Raw genomic sequence first — 21,706 nt, forward strand, 5'->3', positions numbered from 1 at the left:
AGTAAGACGGGTTATCAAACAAGAAGTGCAAGGCATACGTTCACTCAGTCGTTCTTTAAAAAGAACGACAACGCAGTGAAATATCAATTACTAATTGTACTGTGGGGTAGAAAATGAGTGCCATCGCCGGGATATTCCATTATGATCAGGAACCGATAAATACGGAACATGGTCATCGTATGATGTTCGATTTAGAGAAATATCCAGCTGACGATGTTCAGGTATGGCACCATGAGAAGATCTTCCTGGGCTGTCATGCACAGTGGATCACGCCAGAGTCGATTGGTGAACGATTACCCTACTATGATCAGAATAGAAAGTTAGCGATAACCGCTGATGCGATCATTGATAACCGAGATGAATTATTTGAGAAACTTCAAATAGAGCGAGACCGGAGAGCTGGCATACCGGATAGTGAGCTGATTTTGCTGGCTTATCACAAATGGGCTGAAGATGCTCCGAAGCATTTGATTGGCGATTTTGCCTTTATGATTTGGGACGAGAGGAAGCAAACGCTTTTTGGCGCTCGGGATTTTTCGGGGAGCCGGACGCTTTATTTTCACTCTAATGCAAAGCACTTTGCGTTTTGCACGGCCATTGAGCCTTTGTTGACGCTACCCTATGTGAAGAAGGAACTTAACGAACAATGGCTGGCGGAATATTTGGCTATTTCTGCTGTGGTTGAAGCGGTAGATGCTTCAATAACACCGTATCAACATATTGAACAATTGTTACCGTCTCACAGCATCTCGATTGCCGGCGGGCAAATAAAGCTTACGAGATATTGCACGCTAACTGCGGGAGAACGGTTAAAACTGAAGTCAAATGATGAATACGTAGAAGCTTTCCAAGATGTTTTTCGAACAGCTGTCCAATCACGTTTACGGACGAACCGTGGGGTCGGTGCTCAATTAAGCGGCGGATTAGATTCAGGCTCCATTGTCAGTTTTGCTGCTAATGCTCTAAGCAAGAATGCCAAACGATTGCATACATTTAGTTACATCCCTCCCAAGGATTTTAAAGATTATACTCCCAGGCATTTAATGGCGGATGAACGACCCTTTATTCATTCGACTGTGCAGCATGTGGGGGGAATTAACGATCATTACTTGGATCTTGAGGGTAAAAACTCGTATACAGAAATTGATGATTTTCTGGAAATAACGGAGCTTCCATATAAATACTTCGAAAACTCATTTTGGATTAAAGGAATATTTGAGAAAGCGCAGGAGGAAGGAATTGGCGTGCTATTAAGCGGTGCGCGAGGGAATTTGAGCATATCCTGGGGATCCGCTTATGAGCATTACGCCCTTCTTTTAAAGAAAATGAAGTGGTTCCGTCTTGTACAGGAACTGCATCACTACAGTAGTAAAGTGGGAGGGTCAAGGCTGCGGAGGCTTCCGGAAGTGGTAAGAGTTGCCTTCCCATTCATCGACCGGATATTTCCAACAGAGGATAAACCTTATATATTTCCGAGAATTATTAATCCGAGTTTAGCTAAAAGAACGAATGTGTTTCATAGACTAAAAGACTATGGGATAGACCAAACGGGTTGGTTTTCCTCCAATGCTAATCTGCATGAACTAAGGAGAAGGCATTTCAAGGATGTATTCCACTGGAATACGACAAACACATTGACGGCAAAATTGTCATTACGTTACTCGTTATGGCAGCGTGATCCAACCAACGATTTACGGGTGATTCGATTTTGCCTTTCTGTACCTGAAGAACAATATGTACAAAACGGTGTTGATCGGTCTCTTATACGAAGATCTACAGAAAAATTATTACCGGATAAAGTTAGGCTAAATCTGCATTATCGAGGGGTTCAAGGTGCTGACTGGGTTCATCGAATGATCCCACATTGGGATACATATAAAGCTGAGTTAAAACAACTCAGCAAGGATGATAGAATCTTGAGCTATTTAGATGGTGATGTGTTAAATGCTGCGTTGGCAAAGGTTGAAGCTGGGGCTGTCCCGGAATATGCGACCGATGCTGATTATAAGATTTTAATGCGCAGTTTAATCCTATACAGATACATGAAAAAATTTGCTTGAAAGGAGGTGAATATATATGAAAAAAGAATGGAAAAAACCGGAATTGGAAGTATTGAATGTAAACATGACAATGCTTGATCCTAAAAACGGGAATCACCTCGACCATAATTACCCTACAGGGACGCCTAAAGACCAATTAACATGGAGCTAAGATTGGCTTAGCTTAAAACTAACTAGATTTCTTACATATGTTAAAGCCCTTATACATCAAGACAGTATAGGGGCTTTAACATAATCATGGTAATAATGGAGTGAAATAATGTTAGAAATCAAACAAAAACTTATCTATAAAGCCTTCGGGTTAACCATATCAAGCGATATGGATTTGCCGGAATTAATCAAAGTGAGTGAGCAGCAAGAAGTAGCGGATATTGAAATACTTATTGACCCGGATCTCACGCCATTATACTTTGAGGTATCCGAAGATCCCAATCAATTTCTAGTTAAAGAGAATTTAACGATGTTTCATATCCCTGAAATAGCTACCTTCTCTATCCAGGATGGAAAGAGGATCACGGTTTCACCGATGAAAGAAGTAGAAGAAGGCGAGATTCGACTTCTTGTTCTTGGAACATGCATGGGTGCGATTTTGATGCAGAGAAAGATATTTCCGCTGCACGGAAGTGCCTTAGCAATCAATGGTAAGGCTTACGCGATTGTTGGGGATTCAGGTGCGGGGAAGTCAACGCTAGCTTCAGCGTTCATAACTCGAGGATATCAGCTTCTAAGTGATGATGTGATAGCAATCACGTTGTCAGATGATAACATTCCATACGTTACTCCATCCTATCCACAACAGAAGCTATGGGAAGATAGTCTTACCAAGTTTGGTTTGGTATCCAGCAACTATCAGTCTTTATATGGCAGAGTGGATAAATATTATATCCCGGTATCCACTAGCTACTGTACGGAATCCTTACCTCTCGCCGGCGTGATTGAACTTGTGAAAACAGAGAATGAAGAGGTAGAAATTCGTCTTATTGAAAAGCTCGACCGTTTCTATCCTCTATTTTATCACACCTATCGCAATTTCTTTATTCCTGGTCTAGGATTAGTCGATTGGCACTTCAAAACATCTGCGAGCATTCTGCATCATATTCAAATGTTTCAATTAAGTCGACCAGTATCCAGCTTTACGGCTCCTCAATTGGTTTCGACCATCCTGGAAACATTACATTTGGAGGAATAAACCATGATTAATCATGAAACAATTTCACTGCAAGATTGTGTATATCAAGGAAAAGGGAACATCGTCAGTGATATGGGCGGTGAAAAAGTCATGCTAAGTGTTCAGAACGGAAAGTATTACAACCTAGGGGAAATTGGTGGCAAAATATGGGATTCTATTGAAAATCCTATATCCATTGGGCGGTTAGTTTCTACATTAATGCTGGAATATGATGTGGACCAAAATGAGTGCGAGCAGCATGTGATATCTTTTTTAGAACATATGGTAGGAGAAGGTTTGGTTCAAGTTGGAGCCGATGAGCATCGTGAATAAAGTTAGAAGTTTTTTCTCACTAGATACGAAAACAATGCTTTTATTTATAGAAGCTTATATCTATTTGGGGTGGGCACGTCTGCTACTCTTCATTCCTTTTTCTAGGCTTGCACCTTCGTTAGGCGCCCAGATGGAGGAAACGACGAATAGCCAAACCTTACTTAATAAGGCCACATTGAGCAGAGTTCACGATGCGATTCAGATTATGAGTCGACATACGTTCTGGGAGAGTAAATGTTTGGTTAGGGCTATAGCTGCTTTAAAAATGCTTGAAAAGCGTCACATTGAAAGCACGCTGTATCTTGGGACCGGTAGAGACGAGTCTGGCAAAATGGTAGCTCACGCATGGCTCCGCAGCGGCCCCTATTATATTACCGGAGCAGATGGCATGGAACGGTATGCTGTTGTTGGTAAATTTGCTAAATATATCAGTCGGTAGATAATGAAGGAGCAGATTAAAATGATGGACAATAATGTTCGTTTGGATTCGGCGCCTTTTTCTGATGAATTGAATTTATTGCTATCCATCATGAGAAAGGATCAGGTAGAAATAACGGATATCGATTGGGATAAATTCCTAGCACTTGGAAGACATCATCGGGTTTTCTCTATCCTATTTAACCATCTTAGGAAAATAAATGAAGTAGGGATTCCGCTGAAAGTCATGCATGCTCTGAAAAAAGATTATGAAAGTAACACCTTCAATATGCTGCGCTTGAGCGCACAGATGGAAGATCTTTGTAAGCAGTTCTCCGAAACGGATATCCGCGCTATCGTCTTGAAGGGACCTGTTCTTGCAGCTGATCTTTATGGCGATGTATCCCTTAGAACATCACGCGACTTAGACATCCTGATTCCCATGCAAGATTTGAACAAAGCAGAGGAATTGCTCAAAGGATACGGCTACGTGAAGGAAGAGGAATACAAGACGATACTGAATGATTGGAAATGGAGACATCACCATGTCACCTATATCCACGAAATTACGGGAGTTACCCTCGAGCTGCATTGGAGACTAGGCCCAGGTCCAGGAAAAGAGCCTGCTTTCGATGAATTGTGGGAACGGAAACGGATAAGTACGATTACGAGTAATCCTGTCTATTATTTAGGGAGAGAGGATTTATTTTTATTTCTTGCTGCACATGGGGCTCGTCATGGATGGTCCCGACTCCGCTGGTTGGCCGATATCGATCGAATTTCCAGGCAAAACCTAGACTTCCCTAAGCTCTATAAGCTGCTAAAAGAATTCAGGCAACTCCACATTGGTGCACAAGCGCTTATTTTGGCTAAACAACTTCTGCATACTCCGTTAACAAAGGATCTGGAATCAATTACTGCATCCAAGAATGCTAAACAATTAGCATCTGATGCACTATTCTATATTGGGCAAATGATTAATCTTCATACGCCTCCTTTGCCGGAGCATGTGGCTAATTATCATAAACGCCATTTATTTTCACTAATGCCGACTCCGCATAAGATACTTTTCGTCATGAGTTTCTTTTATCCGTACCCGGAAGATGCCGAGACGCTGCCGTTGCCTAAACGGTTGCAGTTCCTCTACTTCCCTTTACGTCCTGTCTTATGGGCATGGAGAAGAAAATTGAAGCGTAACTTGCCACAGGGAGAAGTGTAATGGAACAACTCTTTTATTTTATCAAACAACTGCATGGCTACGCGGGTAAAATTTTATACGTGAACCTTCTGGCAATGATGCTTATCAGTTTCCTTGACGGTATGGGGATTTTCTTACTGCTCCCATTGCTGGGCATCAGCGGTATCATGGACATAAATACGGGATGGAGCTCCCATCTAGGCATCATTAAATGGTTGAATGAGCTTCCAAAGTCAGTATCGCTGATCATTATCGTAGGTGCGTATATTGTACTAATAACAGGACAAAGTTTGATTCAGCGGAATCTCAACCTTAGAGATATCAAAATCCATACCGGATTTATTAATTACGTAAGATTAGAGACATATAACGCCTTACTTCAAGCGAACTGGGACTTTTTCATTAAAAAAAGAAAATCGGATCTCATTAACTCTTTGACTGGGGAGTTGGGGCAAGTAACAACGGGATCCTATGTTTTTATGCAGTTTTTGACATCCATTATATTTACTTTGATCCAAGTCGGGATTGCCTTATGGTTATCCGTTAAATTAACAATCTTTGTCTTATGCTGCGGACTAGTTGTCTCATTCTTTTCTCGTACTTTTATTAAAAAAGCAAACAAGATCGGAAATCAGTCTTTGGAGATCGGGAGAAGTTATATTGGAGGAATCACGGATCACTTCAATGGAATCAAGGACATTAAAAGCAATATGCTGGAGGAGTCACGCCGTAACTGGATGGTAGATTGGTGTCACCAATTCGCGCGGGAACGGTTTGCAGCGGCTAAAATAAGTGCTAATTCTCAACTGTACTTCAAGGTTTCGTCATCAGTCATTATTGCCGTTTTTATTTACGCTTCCGTTATGCTCTTCCATACACAAGGACAGCAGCTGATGTTAATTATCCTCGTGTTTTTTAGGCTTTGGCCTCGATTTCAAGGTATTCAGACGAATCTCGAACAAATCGCCACGGCAATTCCTGCTTTTAAATCTTTGAAAGCTTTACAAAATGAATGTAGAGCGTCCAGGGAAGTTAAAGAAGAGAACCGTGACTTTAATTATGTGAAACAAATTCATATTGAGAATTACCTCGAATGCCGTGATGTGTCTTTTCGATATAATCGCAATGAAGAGGTTCGTTCACTCCAAGATATTAACTTGCGAATTCACTCTAATCAAATGACAGCAGTCGTCGGTAGATCCGGCGCAGGCAAAAGTACTTTAATTGATATCCTGATGGGATTGCTGCAGCCGGAGAAAGGGCAGGTCCTTGTGGATGGAGTTCCCCTTACAGGTACGAATTTATTATCTTTGAGAAAATCGATCAGTTATGTCCCCCAGGATCCGTTCCTTTTTAATGGAAATATACGTGAAAACCTGCTAATGATCGCTCCAGATGCAACAGAGGAGCAGCTCTGGGATGCCTTAGAGTTCGCCGCATCGGCAGATTTTGTTAGAAAACTTCCTCAAGGGCTCGATACACTCATTGGAGACAGAGGCATTCGATTGTCGGGTGGAGAAAGGCAACGGCTTGTTTTAGCGCGAGCCATATTACGAAAACCTTCAATCCTGATCTTGGACGAGGCGACCAGTTCGTTAGACACGGAGAATGAGACGAAGATTCAAGAAGCGTTGGATCGGCTTCAAGGAAAGCTGACCATTATTGTCATCGCTCATCGATTGTCCACGATACGAAATGCGAATCAGGTTATTGTGATGGATCAAGGTAGAATCGTTCAAAGTGGCGGATTTAACAAATTAGCGGAAGAAAAAAATGGGCTGTTTGCAAAATTTTTAGGAAATCAATTGACAGACTTGCAAACGACAACTGCGACGTAAATCTAAATTTAATAATCAGGATCATTGACATGTTCTTTATTAAGAACTACAATTGATATGAAAGACAAGGCATCATCAATTCCCCTCATTACGACATTCATTATTCATGTGCAATAGTTCACTATAAAGAACGAATGAAGGGCAAGTAGTAGGCTCTGGAATATTTATATGATCTAGGGGGCAATATCCTTGAATAATAAAAGCAACAGGATTCCAAAGATTATCCATTATTGTTGGTTTGGCAAAAATGAACGGCCGGAAATCGTTAAAAAATGCATAGCCAGTTGGCATAACTATTTAACTGACTATCAATTCATAGAGTGGAATGAAAGCAACTTTGATGTCAACAGAAATATCTATGTGAAGCAAGCTTATGAAGCAGGTAAATTTGCATTCGTTAGCGACTATGTGAGGGTATTTGCATTATATCACTTTGGTGGAATCTACTTAGACACTGATGTTGAAGTGTTCAAATCCTTTGATGACCTACTGCACCATGAGTCATTCTGGGGGTTTGAGCAGGAAAATTTTATTGCAACGAGTACGATCGGGGCTGCAAAAGAAAATAAGCTAATCAAAGTTTTTATGGATTCCTATCAGCATAAGAACTTTATTCGGGAAGATGGCTCCTTTGACTCGCTAACCAACGTTGCCTTGATAACGAAGATACTAGGAGACTGGGGAGTTAAGCCCAATGGCCTTTATCAAGAGATAAGCGAAGTTGGCACTTTTTATCCTCAAACGTATTTTTCCCCCTATGATTACATTAACTGCAGAACATTTATGTCCAATAATACTTATGCCATGCATCATTTTTATAAGAGCTGGTTACCGCCTAAAGCACGGTTTAAAGGTCAGATGAAATGGATGCTGGCCAAAGTAATTGGTGGCAACAATATCGCAAGAATGAGGGAAGCTCTCAGGAGGATCCAATGAAGAATATATTAATTGCATCCTTCGATATGGAAGTAGGGGGAGTAGAGAGAAGTCTGGTCAGCATGCTTGATCAGTTTGACTATAACTCGCATGAGATTGATTTAATGCTCTACAAACATCAAGGTGAGTTTATGAACTTAATTAATAATAAAACCAATTTATTAAATGAAGTCCCGCAGTACACCACTTTTAGAAAATCAATTGGAGAGACCTTTCAGGATAGACATTACGCTATCGGAATCTCAAGAGTCCTATCCAAGTTACATGCGGAGATTTTTCGGCGAATTAGCAGGGTAGCTGAGCCGGGATATTACCAAATGCAATTGATGTGGAAATATGCGCTGCCCTATTTACCTCAGATTGAGAAAGAGTACGATGTGGCAATCAGTTATTTATGGCCTCATTATTTTATAGCCTACAAAATTAAGGCAAAGAAGAAGATAGCTTGGATTCATACCGACTATTCCAATGTAGAAACAAACGTACAGATGGATTTGGAAATGTGGAGAGAGTTTGATCACATTGTCGCCGTCTCGGATGCATGTAAGGAGTCGTTTTTATCCAAGTATGGGGAATTAGAAAATAAGGTAATCGTCATAGAAAACATTACCTCTCCAGACTTTATTAAAATGATGGCTGATAAAGAATCAGCTGAACCTATGATGAATGATAAAAGATTTAAATTAATGACCGTAGCTAGACTATCACATGCCAAAGGAATTGATAATGCCGTTAAGGCTTTAAGGCTTTTAAAAGATAAAGGTTATAAGGATATTGCATGGTACGTTGTTGGCTACGGTGGGGATGAGGTTGCAATAAAGGAGTTAATTGAAAGTAATGGATTAGAGGACCAATTTTCCCTATTAGGCAAGAAAACAAATCCGTACCCGTACATAAAAGCTTGTGATCTGTATGTACAGCCATCCAGGTATGAGGGCAAGGCAGTCACCGTAACGGAAGCGAAAATTTTGGGTAAGCCTATCTTGATTACGAATTATGCCACCGCGAAGAGTCAGGTCGAGGATGGTATTGATGGGGTTATCTGTGATCTTAATATAGAAGGAATAGCAGCTGGAATAGAGCGTCTCTATAAGAAGTATGAGCTAAGAAACAAATTAATTAATCATATTACGAATCAAGACTACAGTAACACATACGAATTAGAAAAGTTGTATGGGGTGATGTAGACATGAATATTAAAGTAAGTGTAGTCATCCCTGTTTATAACGCTGAAAATTATTTGAATCATTGCTTGGATTCTCTTATTGGTCAGTCATTACAGGAGTGTGAGTTTATTTTTGTTAATGATGGATCCAGAGATCAAAGCGGGCAAATGATTGAAAACTATGCGAAGCATGATCCAAGAATAAAATTGTTTCATCAGGAGAATAAAGGTGTAAGTATGGCTCGAAATAAGGGGCTAGAGGAAGCTGCCGGTGAATATATCGGATTTGTTGACGCGGATGATTATATTGAAGAGGACATGTATGCGACATTGTATAGATCAGCTCATGAAGGTGGCTATGATGTCGTTATTTCGAATTTTGAAAGTGAGATTGAGGGACGGAAGGTTATAACCAGGTATCCTTTTCCAACCAATACCCTGCATCCAAGGGAATATATTGAGAAGAACATCTTACCTTTCTTCTTGCAGTCTGATCAATTAAATACAGCATGCAACAAGCTTTATAAACGCCAAGCCATTATTGACTCACAAGCAAAGTTTCCGGAGAAAGTTGCATTAGGTGAGGATGGCATGTTTAATATGCAATTTTTTAGCCGTGCCGGCAGTGTAATGTATATCGATTATACCGGATATCATTACCGTGAAGTGGCGGGAAGTGCGACTAGAAACATTTTGGAAAAGGATTATTTCAGCAGAGCATTAGAAGTGTATACACTTGCCATGCCAGAAGCGCTTTTGGGGGCTGTGAATCCATTAAGGCTAAAGCAACTAAAGTCGATCAAATTAATTCATAGTGTAATGTCTTATGTGTATGTATATCTAAAGTCATCAAACGAATTAAATATCAGCAAAAGACTAGGCTATGTAAGTGATATGATAAAAAATCCTTATGTTAGAGAGGCCTTGCCATTTTACTACAATGAAGTCTACGGGACTTTAAGTAGGTATGAAAAATTTGTCCTTAATATGATTCGAAGGAAATCAATCATTGGATTATATTGCGCCACGACTTACAGCCGAATAAGAAATAAATCAAGTTAAGGAGATCAAAACATGAAGATTATGATGTTTGCTCATGATGGCAGTTTGAATAGAGGTTGTGAGGCAATTGTTCGCGCTTCGACTAGTATTATTAAAGAGAAAATGAAAGGAGCAAAGGTATTTTTGGCCTCGGGGAAACCGGAGACGGATCGTATCCTTTCCAAAGTAGATGGGATTTATGACGGATCGCCTCGTTCTATTAAGAGATATTCGTATGAGTGGCTTCTCTCATCAGTTAACGTAAAGCTTTTTAACAATGAATCGTATGCACTTGGAAAAATCCACAATAACATTGTTAAGCATATTCCTCAAATGGATATTTGCCTTTCCATCGGTGGGGATAATTATTGTTATGGTGAACAACCTGGCTGGTATGAAATTAACAAAAGAGTAAAAGCACAAGGCAAAAAGTTAGTCTTATGGGGCTGTTCGATAGGTCAGGAGGATATGTCATACCGGAAATTAGAAGACTTAAAGTTGTTTGATCTCATTCTTGCTAGAGAAACGTTGACTTATCAAATGTTAAAAAGCAAGGGATTGAATAACGTCAAATTATGTGCTGACGCCGCATTCACAATGGAGAAGGAAGAACTAGAGCTGCCTAGCGGGTGGCAACTTGGAAACACTGTTGGTCTTAACTTTAGCCCTTTGGTGTGGAAGAAAAATGAGAAATCTCAAACTGCAGTTAGGGATCTCATTACCCATATTCTGAAAACAACTGATATGACCATAGCTCTTACTCCTCATGTGATGGAAAATGGAAATAATGATTATGAAATTCTTCAGAAGTACTATGAGGAGTTTCAGCATACCGGCCGGGTGATTTTATTGCCGAGTCATCTAAATGCCATTCAGTACAAGGGTTATATATCAAGAATGAGATTTTTTATTGGAGCTAGAACACATGCAACAATAGCAGCTTATTCCAACTTTGTACCAACGATGGTTCTAGGATACAGCGTAAAGTCCAAGGGCATAGCCAAGGATATTTTTGGAGAAGAAAAGTTGGTCTTAGGCATCGAAGAAATCTCGAATAGCCTACGCTTAATTTCTAAATTCGATGAAATGGTTAGAGAAGAAGAAACAATCAAAGAGACTCTTCAAGTATCGATTCCGCGCATCAAGCAAATGTCCTATAAAGCTGTTGAGTATTTAGATCAATTAGTTCAATAAAAAGAGGTATACAATGAAAAAAAAATTACTCTTTGTTATGCCTAGTTTAGCCGCAGGTGGCGGAGAAAAAAGTTTAGTAACTTTACTAAACAGAATTGACTTCAAGGTCTATGAAGTAGATTTGTTTCTATTATCTCACGAAGGGATATTTATGGAATTTATTCCAAGTGAGGTACGCCTTTTACCGTTACCGGAAACCTATCATTTATTTTCATTACCTTTGTTGCACTCAGTCAAGGAATTTTTGCTTAGAGGCAATGGTGGATTAGCATATAATAGATTGATGTTCTCTATAAAGAATAGGTTTCCGGGAAATAGAGCAAAAAAAGAACAATATAGCTGGAAAAATATTTCGAAATCGTTGGAGCACTTACAGGATAAGTATTATGCTGCTATTGGGTTCCTAGAAAAAACCTCTACATACTTTTGTGTGGATAAAGTGGTCGCCGCGGAACGAAAAATAGGTTGGGTTCATATCGACTATGATCAGCTAGGAATGGATTCGCGGTTCGACAATGATTATTTTGAAAAGTTGGATCATATTGTTACCGTCTCGGAAAAATGTGCTCATATTCTTGAGAAGCGCTTTCCTAAACAAAAGAATAAAGTAGAAGTTATATACAATATAGTATCTCCATCAATCATTAATAAAATGGCAACACCAGATGCCCTAGATGTATATGAAAAGCATGGAGACGAAATTATCATTCTTTCCATTGGCCGATTACATTATCAAAAGAACTTTGATTTGGCAGTTGAGTCTTGCAAGTTATTGGTAGATCGTGGTTACAAGATACAATGGAATATCATTGGGGATGGTGAAGAAAAGGAAAGGCTTTTGAAGCTAATCGAAGAAAACCATCTAGAGAACAATTTTAAGCTACTGGGCTTAAAGTCAAATCCTTATCCTTATATCAAGCAAGCTGATATTTATGCACAAACATCAAGGTTTGAAGGGAAGTCTATAGCTATTGATGAGGCCAAAATATTGAACAAACCAATTATTGTTACAAATTTCAGCACAGCTAAGGATCAAGTAAATGATGAAATCGATGGATTAATTGTAGATATGGATGCTATTGCAATGGCAGATGGAGTTGAAAAGTTAATTAAGGATAGTCATCTTAGAAAAAGACTAACCACTAATCTTGCGAATTTGCAATTGGGTACGGAAGAAGAAATCGAGAAATTATACGAAATCATAAATAGGTGATGTTATGAAAAAAAAGGTGCTTTTTGTAATGAACAATTTATGGTGTGGTGGGGCCGAAAAAGCACTCATTTCATTATTGGAGACCATAGACTACTCCAAATACGATGTCGATCTATTTTTACTTAAACATGAAGGGCTCTTTCTGAGTAACATTCCCAAGGAAGTGAACCTGTTAGCAGAACCACCAGAATATAAGTATTATGATATGCCTATTAAAACGGCAGTATTAGACTGCCTTAAAAATGGGAAATTGGATGTTGCTCTTTATAGAATCCTAGCTGGTGCCATTTATAAGAGTGAAAAAAATAAGATTCGATGTGAACAGCGAGTCTGGAAATACATATCGAAATCATTAAAAGATATAAATATGAAATATGATGTTGCTATCGGATACCTTGAAAAAAATCCGATTTATTTTTGTATAGATAAAGTCAACGCTGCCAATAGAATTGGCTTTATTCATAATGACTATGACAAATTAGGTATGGATCCTACTCTAGATCAGCCTTATTTTGATAAGTTGGATCATGTGGTTACCGTATCAGAAGAATGTGGCAACATTCTTAAAAGAAGGTTTCCGATGCACAGCCATAAGGTAGAAGTGATGCATAATATTGTATCTCCAACTGCTATTCGCAAATTATCAAAAGAGCAGATAGCTATGAATGATACAGAGATTAAACTAGTATCCGTTGGAAGATTAAATTATCAAAAGGGTTTTGAGCTTGCAATTAATTCGTGCAAAATGCTTGTCCAGGCCGGGTATCCTGTGAAATGGTATATCATTGGCGAGGGAGAGGAAAGAATGAAGCTCGAAAAAATGATAAAAGAGCAGGGGCTAGAAGGACTTTTCATACTTTTAGGCATTAAGGAGAATCCTTATCCTTACATGAAAGAGGCCGATATTTATGTACAAACATCCCGATTTGAAGGGAAATCAATTGCCATCGATGAGGCCAAGATTCTACAGAAGCCGATTGTTGTAACTAATTTTAACACGGCTAAAGATCAAATTAATAATCTTAAAAATGGAATCATTGTAGATATGACCGCTGAATCTATAAGTGAGGGAATTAAAACATTAATTGATAATGAGGACTTGAGACATCAATTTAAATTTAATTTATCTAATGAACATTTAGGCACTGAGGATGAAATCCATAAGCTTTATGCGTTGTTTAATTGATCGGAAGGGACAGAAAACAATGATTCTTCAAATAATAGGACTTTTATTTTTAGGGATAGTTGGAATCTTTATATTAATTGATGTAATTCCTATTTTTATGGATTGGTTAAGTCGGATTCATATCGGAAGATTTCAAGAAAAACAGATATGGAATAAGTCCATAACTAATGTAGGAATAAAATGGTTACAATCGACCCCCAAGATAAAAGTGACCGACCAGACGAGATTAGTTGCAATCGATATGCTACAAGGGAACTATACCAAGAATGCCATTCAATATTGGCAAGAAGCCTCTCTATTATTAGGGTTGGCTGGGTATGTAAAGAATAATCCGGATAAAGAAATTAAACAAGGAATTATAAGGTTCTTGGATTCAAAATTTAATAAACAAGGCGCTTGGATAAATAAACCAAAGCATGTAGATGCGGCTATACTTGCTTACGCTGTTATGAAGTTAGATTTTGTCGAGATAGATCACTATAAGGCTGCGCTCGACTCTACATGGGAATTAATTAGAGAGCATATTGGTGAAGAAGGCTCTGTTACCTATCGAAAATTCATGAAGGATTATAGGTATGTGGATACTATCGGATTTATTTGCCCTTTTTTGGTTGCTTACGGTATTCGATATGACCATGAAGAATGTATAGAGTTGGCTATAAAGCAAATAAGAACCTATGAAGAACACGGTATGCTTGAAGGACACTATATACCAAGCCATGCCTACCAAATAAATAGCAAAGTACCTCTTGGATTGTTTGGGTGGGGAAGAGGCCTCGGTTGGTTTGCCATTGGTCTCGTAGATGCTTGGAATGAACTACCCCAAGAGCATGTGTATAAAGGTGTTTTAGAAACAAGTGTCAAAAGATTCGCAAAAGCTGCTATTCAATTTCAACAAGATCAAGGTAATTGGAATTGGACTGTAACTAGGCGAGAGAGTAGACCAGACTCCTCAACAACAGCTACATTAGGATGGTTCATGCTCAATGCTTCACAGATCACAGAAATATCTGAAGAATGTTTAGATAGCGCGAATAAAGCGATCTATTATTTAATGAAAGCAACAAGAAGAAGTGGTGCGGTCGATTTCTCTCAGGGTGATACAAAAGATATAGGTGTATATTCGATGTTATTTAACATATTACCGTTTACACAGGGATTCTGTATTCGCATGATGAATTTTCATTACAGTTCTAAGGTTGTATAAAATACAAATGAGATAGGATTTGTGGAATGAGAACAAAAAATTCTATTATCAATATTTCTTTTGGACTAGGTAATCAACTTATTATTACGTTCTTGAGTTTTTTTTCCCGAACAGTTTTTATTCATACGCTCGGGGTGGAATACTTGGGCATTAACGGGCTATTTACAAACATCTTAGCAATGCTTTCACTAGCTGAGGCAGGAATTGGCTCCAGTATTATTTATAATCTATATAAGCCTGTCGCGGATAATGATAAAGAAAAGATCATGATGCTTATGAAATTATATAAAAAGGCTTACCTAGCCATAGCATTAATTGTCTTAATGTTAGGGCTATCTATAATGCCTTTCCTTTCATATTTTGTAAAAGATACAAAGGTAGAGTATATTCATCTGATTTATCTCGTTTTTTTAGTAAATACGGTTACACCATATTTGTTTCAACATAAAAATTCATTTTTGAATGTGAATCAAAAAGGATATATTGTGACAGGATTGTTTTCAATATCATCCATTCTATCCATGTGTTTAAAAATAGGCATTCTTTATGCCACTCAAAACTTTCTATTGTATTTAATTATTGATAGTATCGTAACAATCATAAATAGTGTCATTTTATCGTTAATTGCTAATAAGTTATTCCCGTTTTTAAAGGAGAAAATATCAAAGAAAATCGATGCGTTGACCAAGAATAAACTGATCAAAAATATAAAGGCTATTATCTTGCAAAATATTGGCTCCTACCTAGTATTTGGTACTGATAATATTATTATTTCTTATTATGTAAGTGTGGCGGCTGTTGGGTTATACTCCAACTATTATATGCTTATTGAAATTTGCAGAACTTTTATTAATCAAATATTTAATAATATTTATCATAGTGTAGGAAATTTAGTGGCTAAAGAAAGCAAAGAGAAAATATATTCTGTATATAAGGTTACGATGTTTCTTAATTTCTGGTTATATTCCATGTTTGCAATTATTCTATTTGTAACTCTAGAACCATTTATAACCTTATGGATCGGCCCAGAGTTTCTTATGGATAAACTGATACTAGTTGTATTAGTGGTTACCTTCTATGAAAGAGGAATGAGAAACTCAATCACAACTGTGAAAACAACAGCGGGAATATTTCATGAGGATAGGTATGTTCCATTATTTCAAGCTGCAGTCAATCTTGTATTCTCTATAATTTTGGTTCAATCCATTGGGATTGCTGGTGTATTTATCGGTACATTAATAAGTGCAATGATGGTTCCTTTTTGGACGACGCCATATTTTGTATATAAGAAAGTATTCCAAAAACCACTAATTGGATATTTCCTTGGTTATTTTTACTATGCAGGAGTAGGAGTTGTTACTTGCTTGATCACGTACTACGCATCTCATTTTTTTGTTGCAAATACGATAATTACGCTAGTGATGAAAGGGCTTACGTGCTTGATCCTGCCTAACTTGATTTACATACTCCTATTTCATAAAAGTGATGAGTTTAAATATTTAATGGGAATAGTCAAAAGTATAATGTCTAGATTACAGCAAAAATTTATGCCTAAAGGTAGAACAGAAACCTATTAACTTACTAGATAATTACTATATCATTGTTCTTAATAAAGAATATTTCGAAATTTAGACTTAATTGAACTTCCTGATTATTTCCAAATTTTTGTATAATAGAAGAAGGAAGTCGCTTTGTGTCGTTTCTATTTCTATAAAAACAGAGGGGGTTATAAATTATCTTAGTTTGTAAATAATGAAAATTAGTTAAACCGCTTCAAGGATTCTTAATAACAGTTTTGGGTTTAAGATAATCTTATAAGGAGTGAAATTTTAAAATGTGTAGGGTTGTTTTTATGGCATTGTCAGCTTTCATGCTTTTCTTCTTAACGTGGCCTGGTGCTTCAGAAGCACAGACCACGTTTTCTGTGTCTAATCAAGAGCGTGTGTATGAGCTAGATTTAAAAAAGTGGAGTATCTATAATGATAATTCTCATGCGGCTGAAACAACAGACGGAATAAATAATGCACTTATATGGGCTCATGAGCAAGGATATACTGTTTTCAGAGTTCCCGCAGGAACGTATCGCATAGCAAAAGGAACCAATGGACAATGGGACCCTCGCGGACGCATCAACATGGTCAGTGACATGACATTTTGGCTTGATGATAAGGCTGTAATTCAAAAAGAAACAAATGCTTATGCAGATTATTCGACATTGTTAGTTAACGTTGGTGTCAAGAATGTAATCATTAAGGGTGGTACATACCGCGGCGACAGGGACACTCATGATTACTCGAGTGGAGGCACTCACGAGAGTGGATATGGGATTATTACAAAAGGTTCTTACAATGTAATTATTGATGGTGTAAAGACTTTAAATTTTACAGGAGACGGGCTTTGTGTAGGCGGCGGAAATGGTACTATGCAGGATCTGTATGCGAAGGATTTTGAAACTGGGGGGATTGACGACAACGGAAAACTTATATCTGATCAGACAAAAGTCAGAAGCAAGTCGAGTTGGAAACTTACGCATCCTTCGTATGAGTTAACACACGCTGTTATCATTGACAATGCGCAGTATCTTTCAAGTGAGTTTGATATTTTCTTTTACAAGGCTGATGGCACGCTCATATCTAAAGCAAAACATCAAAGTCAAGGAGAGTATATTTCTATTCCTCCCGGGAGCGACTCCATTAGGCTTGCTTTTAAAGGGACTATTCAAAAAGGACAATATTTAGAGATATGGAACAGGGTACAGTCGACTAATGTTACTGTTCAGAATTCGGAATCTTCTTTTAACCGCAGACAAGGATTGACCATAGGTGGCGGTAAAAATATTTTGGTGCAAAACAACAAGTTTCATGATATAGGTGGCAAAAGTGGAACTGCTCCAATGGCAGGAATTGATGTTGAGGGAGGCGCAGGAGATAACGGATATATCAATGAAGACGTAACTATAAAAAATAATGAATTTTATAATAATAGCAGATACGATGTTATTTTCTACGATGGAAATGATGGGACGCTAGAAGGTAATCAGTTAGCTTCTGCTGGAGCGATTGGCTTAGCAGTGTCAGCCCCGTTTACAGGTGCTACAATAAAAAATAATAATTTTGAAGGTACAAGTATTTATGCAGCTCATGATGTGACGTTTATTGGAAATACGATGACTGATTCACTAACGCATTTTGAAGGCCCCAATATCAATATTAAAGGGATGACTGTAACAAATACGAACTTTGCTATCAGCAGCTCGGTTCCATTTGGTGTAAACGCTTCAGATGTAGTTATTAATATAACAAAGAGGACTTCAAATGCTGGCTTATCGATATGGCAAAATCCTGTTCATTTGACTAATATCACAATCAATGGAGCCCCCTCATTAAGATCAGTTTCAGGTGGCAAGGTTGAAGGAAATATTATTGATAATCTAATAGTTAATGATTACAATTCAACCTACGGATTGGATTTGCCGCCGGGGACTTACAACAATTGTGTATTTAAAGGGCCTAATGATGGAGGGAAAGCAGTACCAAGTGTAGGGCAATCTGGAGAATATACATTCAATAATTGCTCATTCACTGGATATGGCGGACTTAGTGCTGGGAATCCGAACTTGGATCTTACAGTTACGAATTCAACATTTTATACGACTGGAAATACAGCTGCCATTTCTGTAGATTCAGCTAAAAAGGTCACAATTGAAAATAACGTGATCGTTGCGAATGGGATTACTACAAAAACAACAGAAATTATTAAAATGAATGATTACTGGCAAAAAGACAAGCCATACGATATTTTATCGGCATCCATTAGAAGTAATAAAATCACCTCCAATATTGAAGCGATTGGGATATCTACGATATATGCTGGAGTTGGAGCACCTGCATTCACAATTGACGGTAATATTTTGGAAAATGCAAATTTTAGTTTAAAGGCCAACGATATTAACGATAACAATTAAACAAATGAAAAGGGAAGACGGGGGATTTCCCAATCTTCCCTTTTCTGATTGCAATTAGAGGCTAATGTTATCGATTATTCTAGTATTCGAGTTAGTGTCTGCTGTAACATTTTTGAATATACATCTTGCAATTGTCATGGATTTATCACGTGTGAGCCAGTGAAAATTGAGTTTTGTATCTTCAAGATAGCTAGTACTGATGACAGCCATGTTGACATTATCAGCTTTACCGATACTTGAAGTGATAAAAGTGCTGCGATTGTTTGTTACGTTTCCATTAAAGTTTATGCCTACATTTTGAAATGTACAGTTATCGACAACTAATTTTCTTGTATAGCGCGCATCATTCGTTCCGAGAGAAATATCTCCACCAAGAATTCCGGTTTTACTTCTGGTAAAGGAACTATTGATTAAATTACACCCTTCGAAGTTAGCTCCACCTTCAATAAGGGTAATGCCATCTATCTGTATGGGTCTACCTACGTAATTAGCAAGGGGGCGAATATCAATTTCATAGTTTTTAACAGTAACATTTCTAATGAGTCCACCTGTCAGAATCAGTTGGAAATTGGGGGATAACGTATTGTCGTTTCTCCAATCCCGTTCCACAACAATATCTGAAATATAACATCTGCCGTAATTAAATCTGCTTATGTTGAACCCAGTTATCCCACTGTCTGTTATCGCTACAGGAGTACCGTTTAGTGTTTCTGATACTTGAAAACTATTTGTTTTAACATTTAAAGTGTAGTAGAGTTTATCCACACTGATGCCAGTAGGGACTTTACCAACCCACTGTTCAAAAGAAATCTTTGCACCATTTCCCATTCCGTGCGGCGAACTATAAGTGAACGTGCTTGAAGGAACATCGACCGTGGGAGTGCCAAAATATCCATATACACTTGAGCCGTAAAAAAATCCATTCTTTATTTGACAATTCATAATTACTGCTCCAGCAATATCCGCAATTTTAACATTACCGTTATAGCAAACTGCGCCATTTAAGAAATTATCTCCTTTAACAACAAGTTCACAACCAATCATAGTATTATTAAGATATTTAACATACATATTGTTGGGATAAGAACTTATTCCACCGATATTATACCCTTCAAAAGTGTTGCTTTCTAAAACTACATTAATACCATCCGCATTCACTACGTGTCCGCGGCTATTGTTATAAATATAGTTATCTCTAATATAAATTCTGGTGTTAAGCTCAAATCCTGCTTGATTTAATTCAGGTCGCCAGGTAGGTATGTTTGTTTCTGACCACATGGACTCAATGTCGATCCCAAACATAGGTGCAGTTCCATCTTCTGTTACTCCGTCATCAGCTTTCCCAATATGATGTATTTTATTTTTAATAATGCTTATATCGTTTGATGCTCCAAGAGAAATACCTTGCCGTCTACAATGATGAAGATCACAATTATGAATATAAATATTTGAACCCATCTGGTCTTGAGTATAATCAGCTGGATTAGTTTTATATTCCAACCAACCTGTTGAAATAGCATCACCGGTACAGTAGTTTATTTCAATATTCTCTAATTCAATATCAAATGAACCTTTTATTTCTATTCCTTGTCCCCATTCATGGGTGTAACCCTGACTATCGATTTTTGCATTGATCTGAGCAATTTGAGTGTCACTTAATGGTGTTGATGTAATATCAATTACAAATAACATTTTGTTAACACTATCAATATCTGCAAACCAACCACGTCCTGTTGGAGCCGCAGGAGCGAATTGTCCATTTGTTCTATATCCAACTAAAGAATTACTAGAAATTGAGTCTTTATATTGGTAGAAATTATATCCTGTAGCGCTTACACCGCTGATACTCCATAATCTAAAAGATTTCAGTAAGCCCGGGTTTAAATATCTATCTATTACTTCGCTGCGAATAAAATTAGGGTTGCTATTTAGTGAACCATCGGAATTAACTCCGCCTCTTATGAACTTTACACCTATTTGATATACATGAGTTTTTTTATCCCCAATTATTTTTCCGCCAGAAATTTTTGCATGTTTCACATTTGTGACATCAAAGATTCTGTACCAAGGAGAGGAATTTGTTTCTATTTGCACCGTACAACCATCAGCCATTTCAAAATGCAAATCACTTTGCATGTAAATGCATGAAAATGAAGTACTATCCATTTTTAATGTATATGTTCCTTTTGGTAAAATAATATGACTAAATCCTTGCGATTTTGCCCAAGTTAATGCATCATTAATACCTTGAGTTGTAGTGGTAGACTCAGTTCCATCATTTTTGATGTTCCATCTGTTCAAATCTATCACAAATGGATTCGAGGTAACACTCGCCACAGAAGGTTTCTTTGGAATCCAGCTTGATTGAGTACTGTCATAAGTCAACACGTCATTGTTCATAGGAAGAGTGGCTGTTAAATTTGTGTCATCTAGATCCCTCAGATTAACTTTTATCATCATAATCACCTCAATCTACTTTTATAGTAGTGTATGATTTACTAGATGAAATAGTTCCGAATGAAGTAATAACAAGCGCTAAATATTTATCGTTGACACGTTCTTTATAAAGAACTACAATTGGGTTAATACATAGATGGAATGGAAAAAGGAAAAAAAATTTAGATTAATGTTCTTTATAAAGAATTATATGTAATAAAATCGTTCTTTATAATGTTTGTTGAGTAACTGAATGATTTTGTGTTCTTTATAAAGAAAATATTATTAGGAAAATAAGGGCAAATATAATGTTCGGTGATGCCTCCTTACCGTTATCAAAGGAGGCACTC

17 protein-coding genes are annotated in these 21,706 nt (G+C 37.7%); 16 read left to right on the forward strand and 1 reads right to left on the reverse strand.

What is annotated here, in order from left to right; genetic code table 11:
• The first annotated feature begins 113 nt into the window (after window positions 1-113).
• The 16 genes from RQP52_RS22070 (at window position 114) to RQP52_RS22145 (ending at window position 18,920) form a co-directional block, all read left to right on the forward strand.
• Window positions 114-2,060, forward strand: coding sequence for a lasso peptide isopeptide bond-forming cyclase (locus RQP52_RS22070; protein WP_315953856.1), 1,947 nt, complete (start codon window positions 114-116; stop codon window positions 2,058-2,060).
• Between the two features lie 16 nt (window positions 2,061-2,076).
• Entirely contained in the window at window positions 2,077-2,211 is a 135-nt protein-coding gene (locus RQP52_RS22075; protein ID WP_127455425.1) for a paeninodin family lasso peptide, read from the forward strand.
• Window positions 2,212-2,319: 108 nt separating this feature from the next.
• The gene (locus tag RQP52_RS22080; protein WP_315953857.1) at window positions 2,320-3,249 is read left to right on the forward strand and encodes an HPr kinase/phosphorylase; all 930 of its coding nucleotides are present in this window, start codon (window positions 2,320-2,322) and stop codon (window positions 3,247-3,249) included.
• Between the two features lie 3 nt (window positions 3,250-3,252).
• Entirely contained in the window at window positions 3,253-3,561 is a 309-nt protein-coding gene (locus tag RQP52_RS22085) for a lasso peptide biosynthesis PqqD family chaperone (RefSeq protein WP_315953858.1), read from the forward strand.
• On the forward strand, window positions 3,545-4,000 hold the full coding sequence (locus RQP52_RS22090) for a lasso peptide biosynthesis B2 protein (RefSeq protein ID WP_315953859.1): 456 nt from the start codon (window positions 3,545-3,547) through the stop codon (window positions 3,998-4,000). The genes RQP52_RS22085 and RQP52_RS22090 overlap by 17 nt, the downstream gene beginning before the upstream one ends.
• 24 nt (window positions 4,001-4,024) lie before the next feature.
• Window positions 4,025-5,197: a nucleotidyltransferase domain-containing protein gene (locus RQP52_RS22095; protein ID WP_315954021.1), complete on the forward strand. Its 1,173-nt coding sequence runs from the start codon at window positions 4,025-4,027 to the stop codon at window positions 5,195-5,197.
• A complete protein-coding gene (locus RQP52_RS22100; protein ID WP_315953860.1) occupies window positions 5,197-7,014 on the forward strand; it encodes an ABC transporter ATP-binding protein in 1,818 nt (605 codons plus the stop codon). The genes RQP52_RS22095 and RQP52_RS22100 overlap by 1 nt, the downstream gene beginning before the upstream one ends.
• Before the next feature lie 189 nt (window positions 7,015-7,203).
• Window positions 7,204-7,950, forward strand: a complete 747-nt coding sequence (locus RQP52_RS22105; protein WP_315953861.1) for a glycosyltransferase family 32 protein — start codon at window positions 7,204-7,206, stop codon at window positions 7,948-7,950.
• Window positions 7,947-9,137, forward strand: coding sequence for a glycosyltransferase (locus tag RQP52_RS22110; RefSeq protein ID WP_315953862.1), 1,191 nt, complete (start codon window positions 7,947-7,949; stop codon window positions 9,135-9,137). Before RQP52_RS22105 ends, RQP52_RS22110 begins: the two co-directional genes overlap by 4 nt.
• A gap of 2 nt (window positions 9,138-9,139) precedes the next feature.
• Window positions 9,140-10,177: a glycosyltransferase family 2 protein gene (locus tag RQP52_RS22115; RefSeq protein ID WP_315953863.1), complete on the forward strand. Its 1,038-nt coding sequence runs from the start codon at window positions 9,140-9,142 to the stop codon at window positions 10,175-10,177.
• Between the two features lie 12 nt (window positions 10,178-10,189).
• Window positions 10,190-11,350 carry a polysaccharide pyruvyl transferase family protein gene (locus RQP52_RS22120; RefSeq protein ID WP_315953864.1) on the forward strand — a complete coding sequence of 387 codons (1,161 nt, stop codon included), beginning with the start codon at window positions 10,190-10,192 and terminating at the stop codon, window positions 11,348-11,350.
• Window positions 11,351-11,363: 13 nt separating this feature from the next.
• Window positions 11,364-12,563 (forward strand): glycosyltransferase, encoded by a 1,200-nt coding sequence (locus tag RQP52_RS22125; RefSeq protein ID WP_315953865.1) that lies wholly within the window; start codon window positions 11,364-11,366, stop codon window positions 12,561-12,563.
• A gap of 4 nt (window positions 12,564-12,567) precedes the next feature.
• Complete coding sequence (locus RQP52_RS22130; RefSeq protein ID WP_315953866.1) at window positions 12,568-13,749, forward strand: glycosyltransferase; 1,182 nt, start codon at window positions 12,568-12,570, stop codon at window positions 13,747-13,749.
• A 19-nt stretch (window positions 13,750-13,768) separates the two neighbouring features.
• Window positions 13,769-14,956, forward strand: a complete 1,188-nt coding sequence (locus RQP52_RS22135) for a glycoside hydrolase family 88 protein (RefSeq protein WP_315953867.1) — start codon at window positions 13,769-13,771, stop codon at window positions 14,954-14,956.
• Between the two features lie 26 nt (window positions 14,957-14,982).
• Entirely contained in the window at window positions 14,983-16,533 is a 1,551-nt protein-coding gene (locus tag RQP52_RS22140; protein WP_315953868.1) for a lipopolysaccharide biosynthesis protein, read from the forward strand.
• A 275-nt stretch (window positions 16,534-16,808) separates the two neighbouring features.
• Window positions 16,809-18,920, forward strand: a complete 2,112-nt coding sequence (locus RQP52_RS22145) for a right-handed parallel beta-helix repeat-containing protein (RefSeq protein WP_315953869.1) — start codon at window positions 16,809-16,811, stop codon at window positions 18,918-18,920.
• A 54-nt stretch (window positions 18,921-18,974) separates the two neighbouring features.
• Here RQP52_RS22145 and RQP52_RS22150 read toward each other — a convergent pair whose 3' ends face one another.
• The gene (locus RQP52_RS22150) at window positions 18,975-21,380 is read right to left on the reverse strand and encodes a right-handed parallel beta-helix repeat-containing protein (protein ID WP_315953870.1); all 2,406 of its coding nucleotides are present in this window, start codon (window positions 21,378-21,380) and stop codon (window positions 18,975-18,977) included.
• Window positions 21,381-21,706 lie beyond the last annotated feature (326 nt).

Origin of the sequence: Paenibacillus violae, from assembly GCF_032461945.1 — a bacterium.
GTDB classification, from domain to species: Bacteria; Bacillota; Bacilli; order Paenibacillales; family NBRC-103111; genus Paenibacillus_E; species Paenibacillus_E violae.

What these genes read in the sequence shown, in the direction of transcription:
- RQP52_RS22075 (WP_127455425.1), top strand. Translation starts at nt 2,077, where the DNA reads ATGAAAAAAGAATGGAAAAAACCGGAATTGGAAGTATTGAATGTAAAC.
- RQP52_RS22070 (WP_315953856.1), top strand. Translation starts at nt 114, where the DNA reads ATGAGTGCCATCGCCGGGATATTCCATTATGATCAGGAACCGATAAAT.
- RQP52_RS22110 (WP_315953862.1), top strand. Translation starts at nt 7,947, where the DNA reads ATGAAGAATATATTAATTGCATCCTTCGATATGGAAGTAGGGGGAGTA.
- RQP52_RS22125 (WP_315953865.1), top strand. Translation starts at nt 11,364, where the DNA reads ATGAAAAAAAAATTACTCTTTGTTATGCCTAGTTTAGCCGCAGGTGGC.
- RQP52_RS22140 (WP_315953868.1), top strand. Translation starts at nt 14,983, where the DNA reads ATGAGAACAAAAAATTCTATTATCAATATTTCTTTTGGACTAGGTAAT.
- RQP52_RS22090 (WP_315953859.1), top strand. Translation starts at nt 3,545, where the DNA reads ATGAGCATCGTGAATAAAGTTAGAAGTTTTTTCTCACTAGATACGAAA.
- RQP52_RS22095 (WP_315954021.1), top strand. Translation starts at nt 4,025, where the DNA reads ATGGACAATAATGTTCGTTTGGATTCGGCGCCTTTTTCTGATGAATTG.
- RQP52_RS22085 (WP_315953858.1), top strand. Translation starts at nt 3,253, where the DNA reads ATGATTAATCATGAAACAATTTCACTGCAAGATTGTGTATATCAAGGA.
- RQP52_RS22150 (WP_315953870.1), bottom strand. Translation starts at nt 21,380, where the DNA reads ATGATGATAAAAGTTAATCTGAGGGATCTAGATGACACAAATTTAACA.
- RQP52_RS22145 (WP_315953869.1), top strand. Translation starts at nt 16,809, where the DNA reads ATGGCATTGTCAGCTTTCATGCTTTTCTTCTTAACGTGGCCTGGTGCT.
- RQP52_RS22100 (WP_315953860.1), top strand. Translation starts at nt 5,197, where the DNA reads ATGGAACAACTCTTTTATTTTATCAAACAACTGCATGGCTACGCGGGT.
- RQP52_RS22130 (WP_315953866.1), top strand. Translation starts at nt 12,568, where the DNA reads ATGAAAAAAAAGGTGCTTTTTGTAATGAACAATTTATGGTGTGGTGGG.
- RQP52_RS22135 (WP_315953867.1), top strand. Translation starts at nt 13,769, where the DNA reads ATGATTCTTCAAATAATAGGACTTTTATTTTTAGGGATAGTTGGAATC.
- RQP52_RS22115 (WP_315953863.1), top strand. Translation starts at nt 9,140, where the DNA reads ATGAATATTAAAGTAAGTGTAGTCATCCCTGTTTATAACGCTGAAAAT.
- RQP52_RS22080 (WP_315953857.1), top strand. Translation starts at nt 2,320, where the DNA reads ATGTTAGAAATCAAACAAAAACTTATCTATAAAGCCTTCGGGTTAACC.
- RQP52_RS22120 (WP_315953864.1), top strand. Translation starts at nt 10,190, where the DNA reads ATGAAGATTATGATGTTTGCTCATGATGGCAGTTTGAATAGAGGTTGT.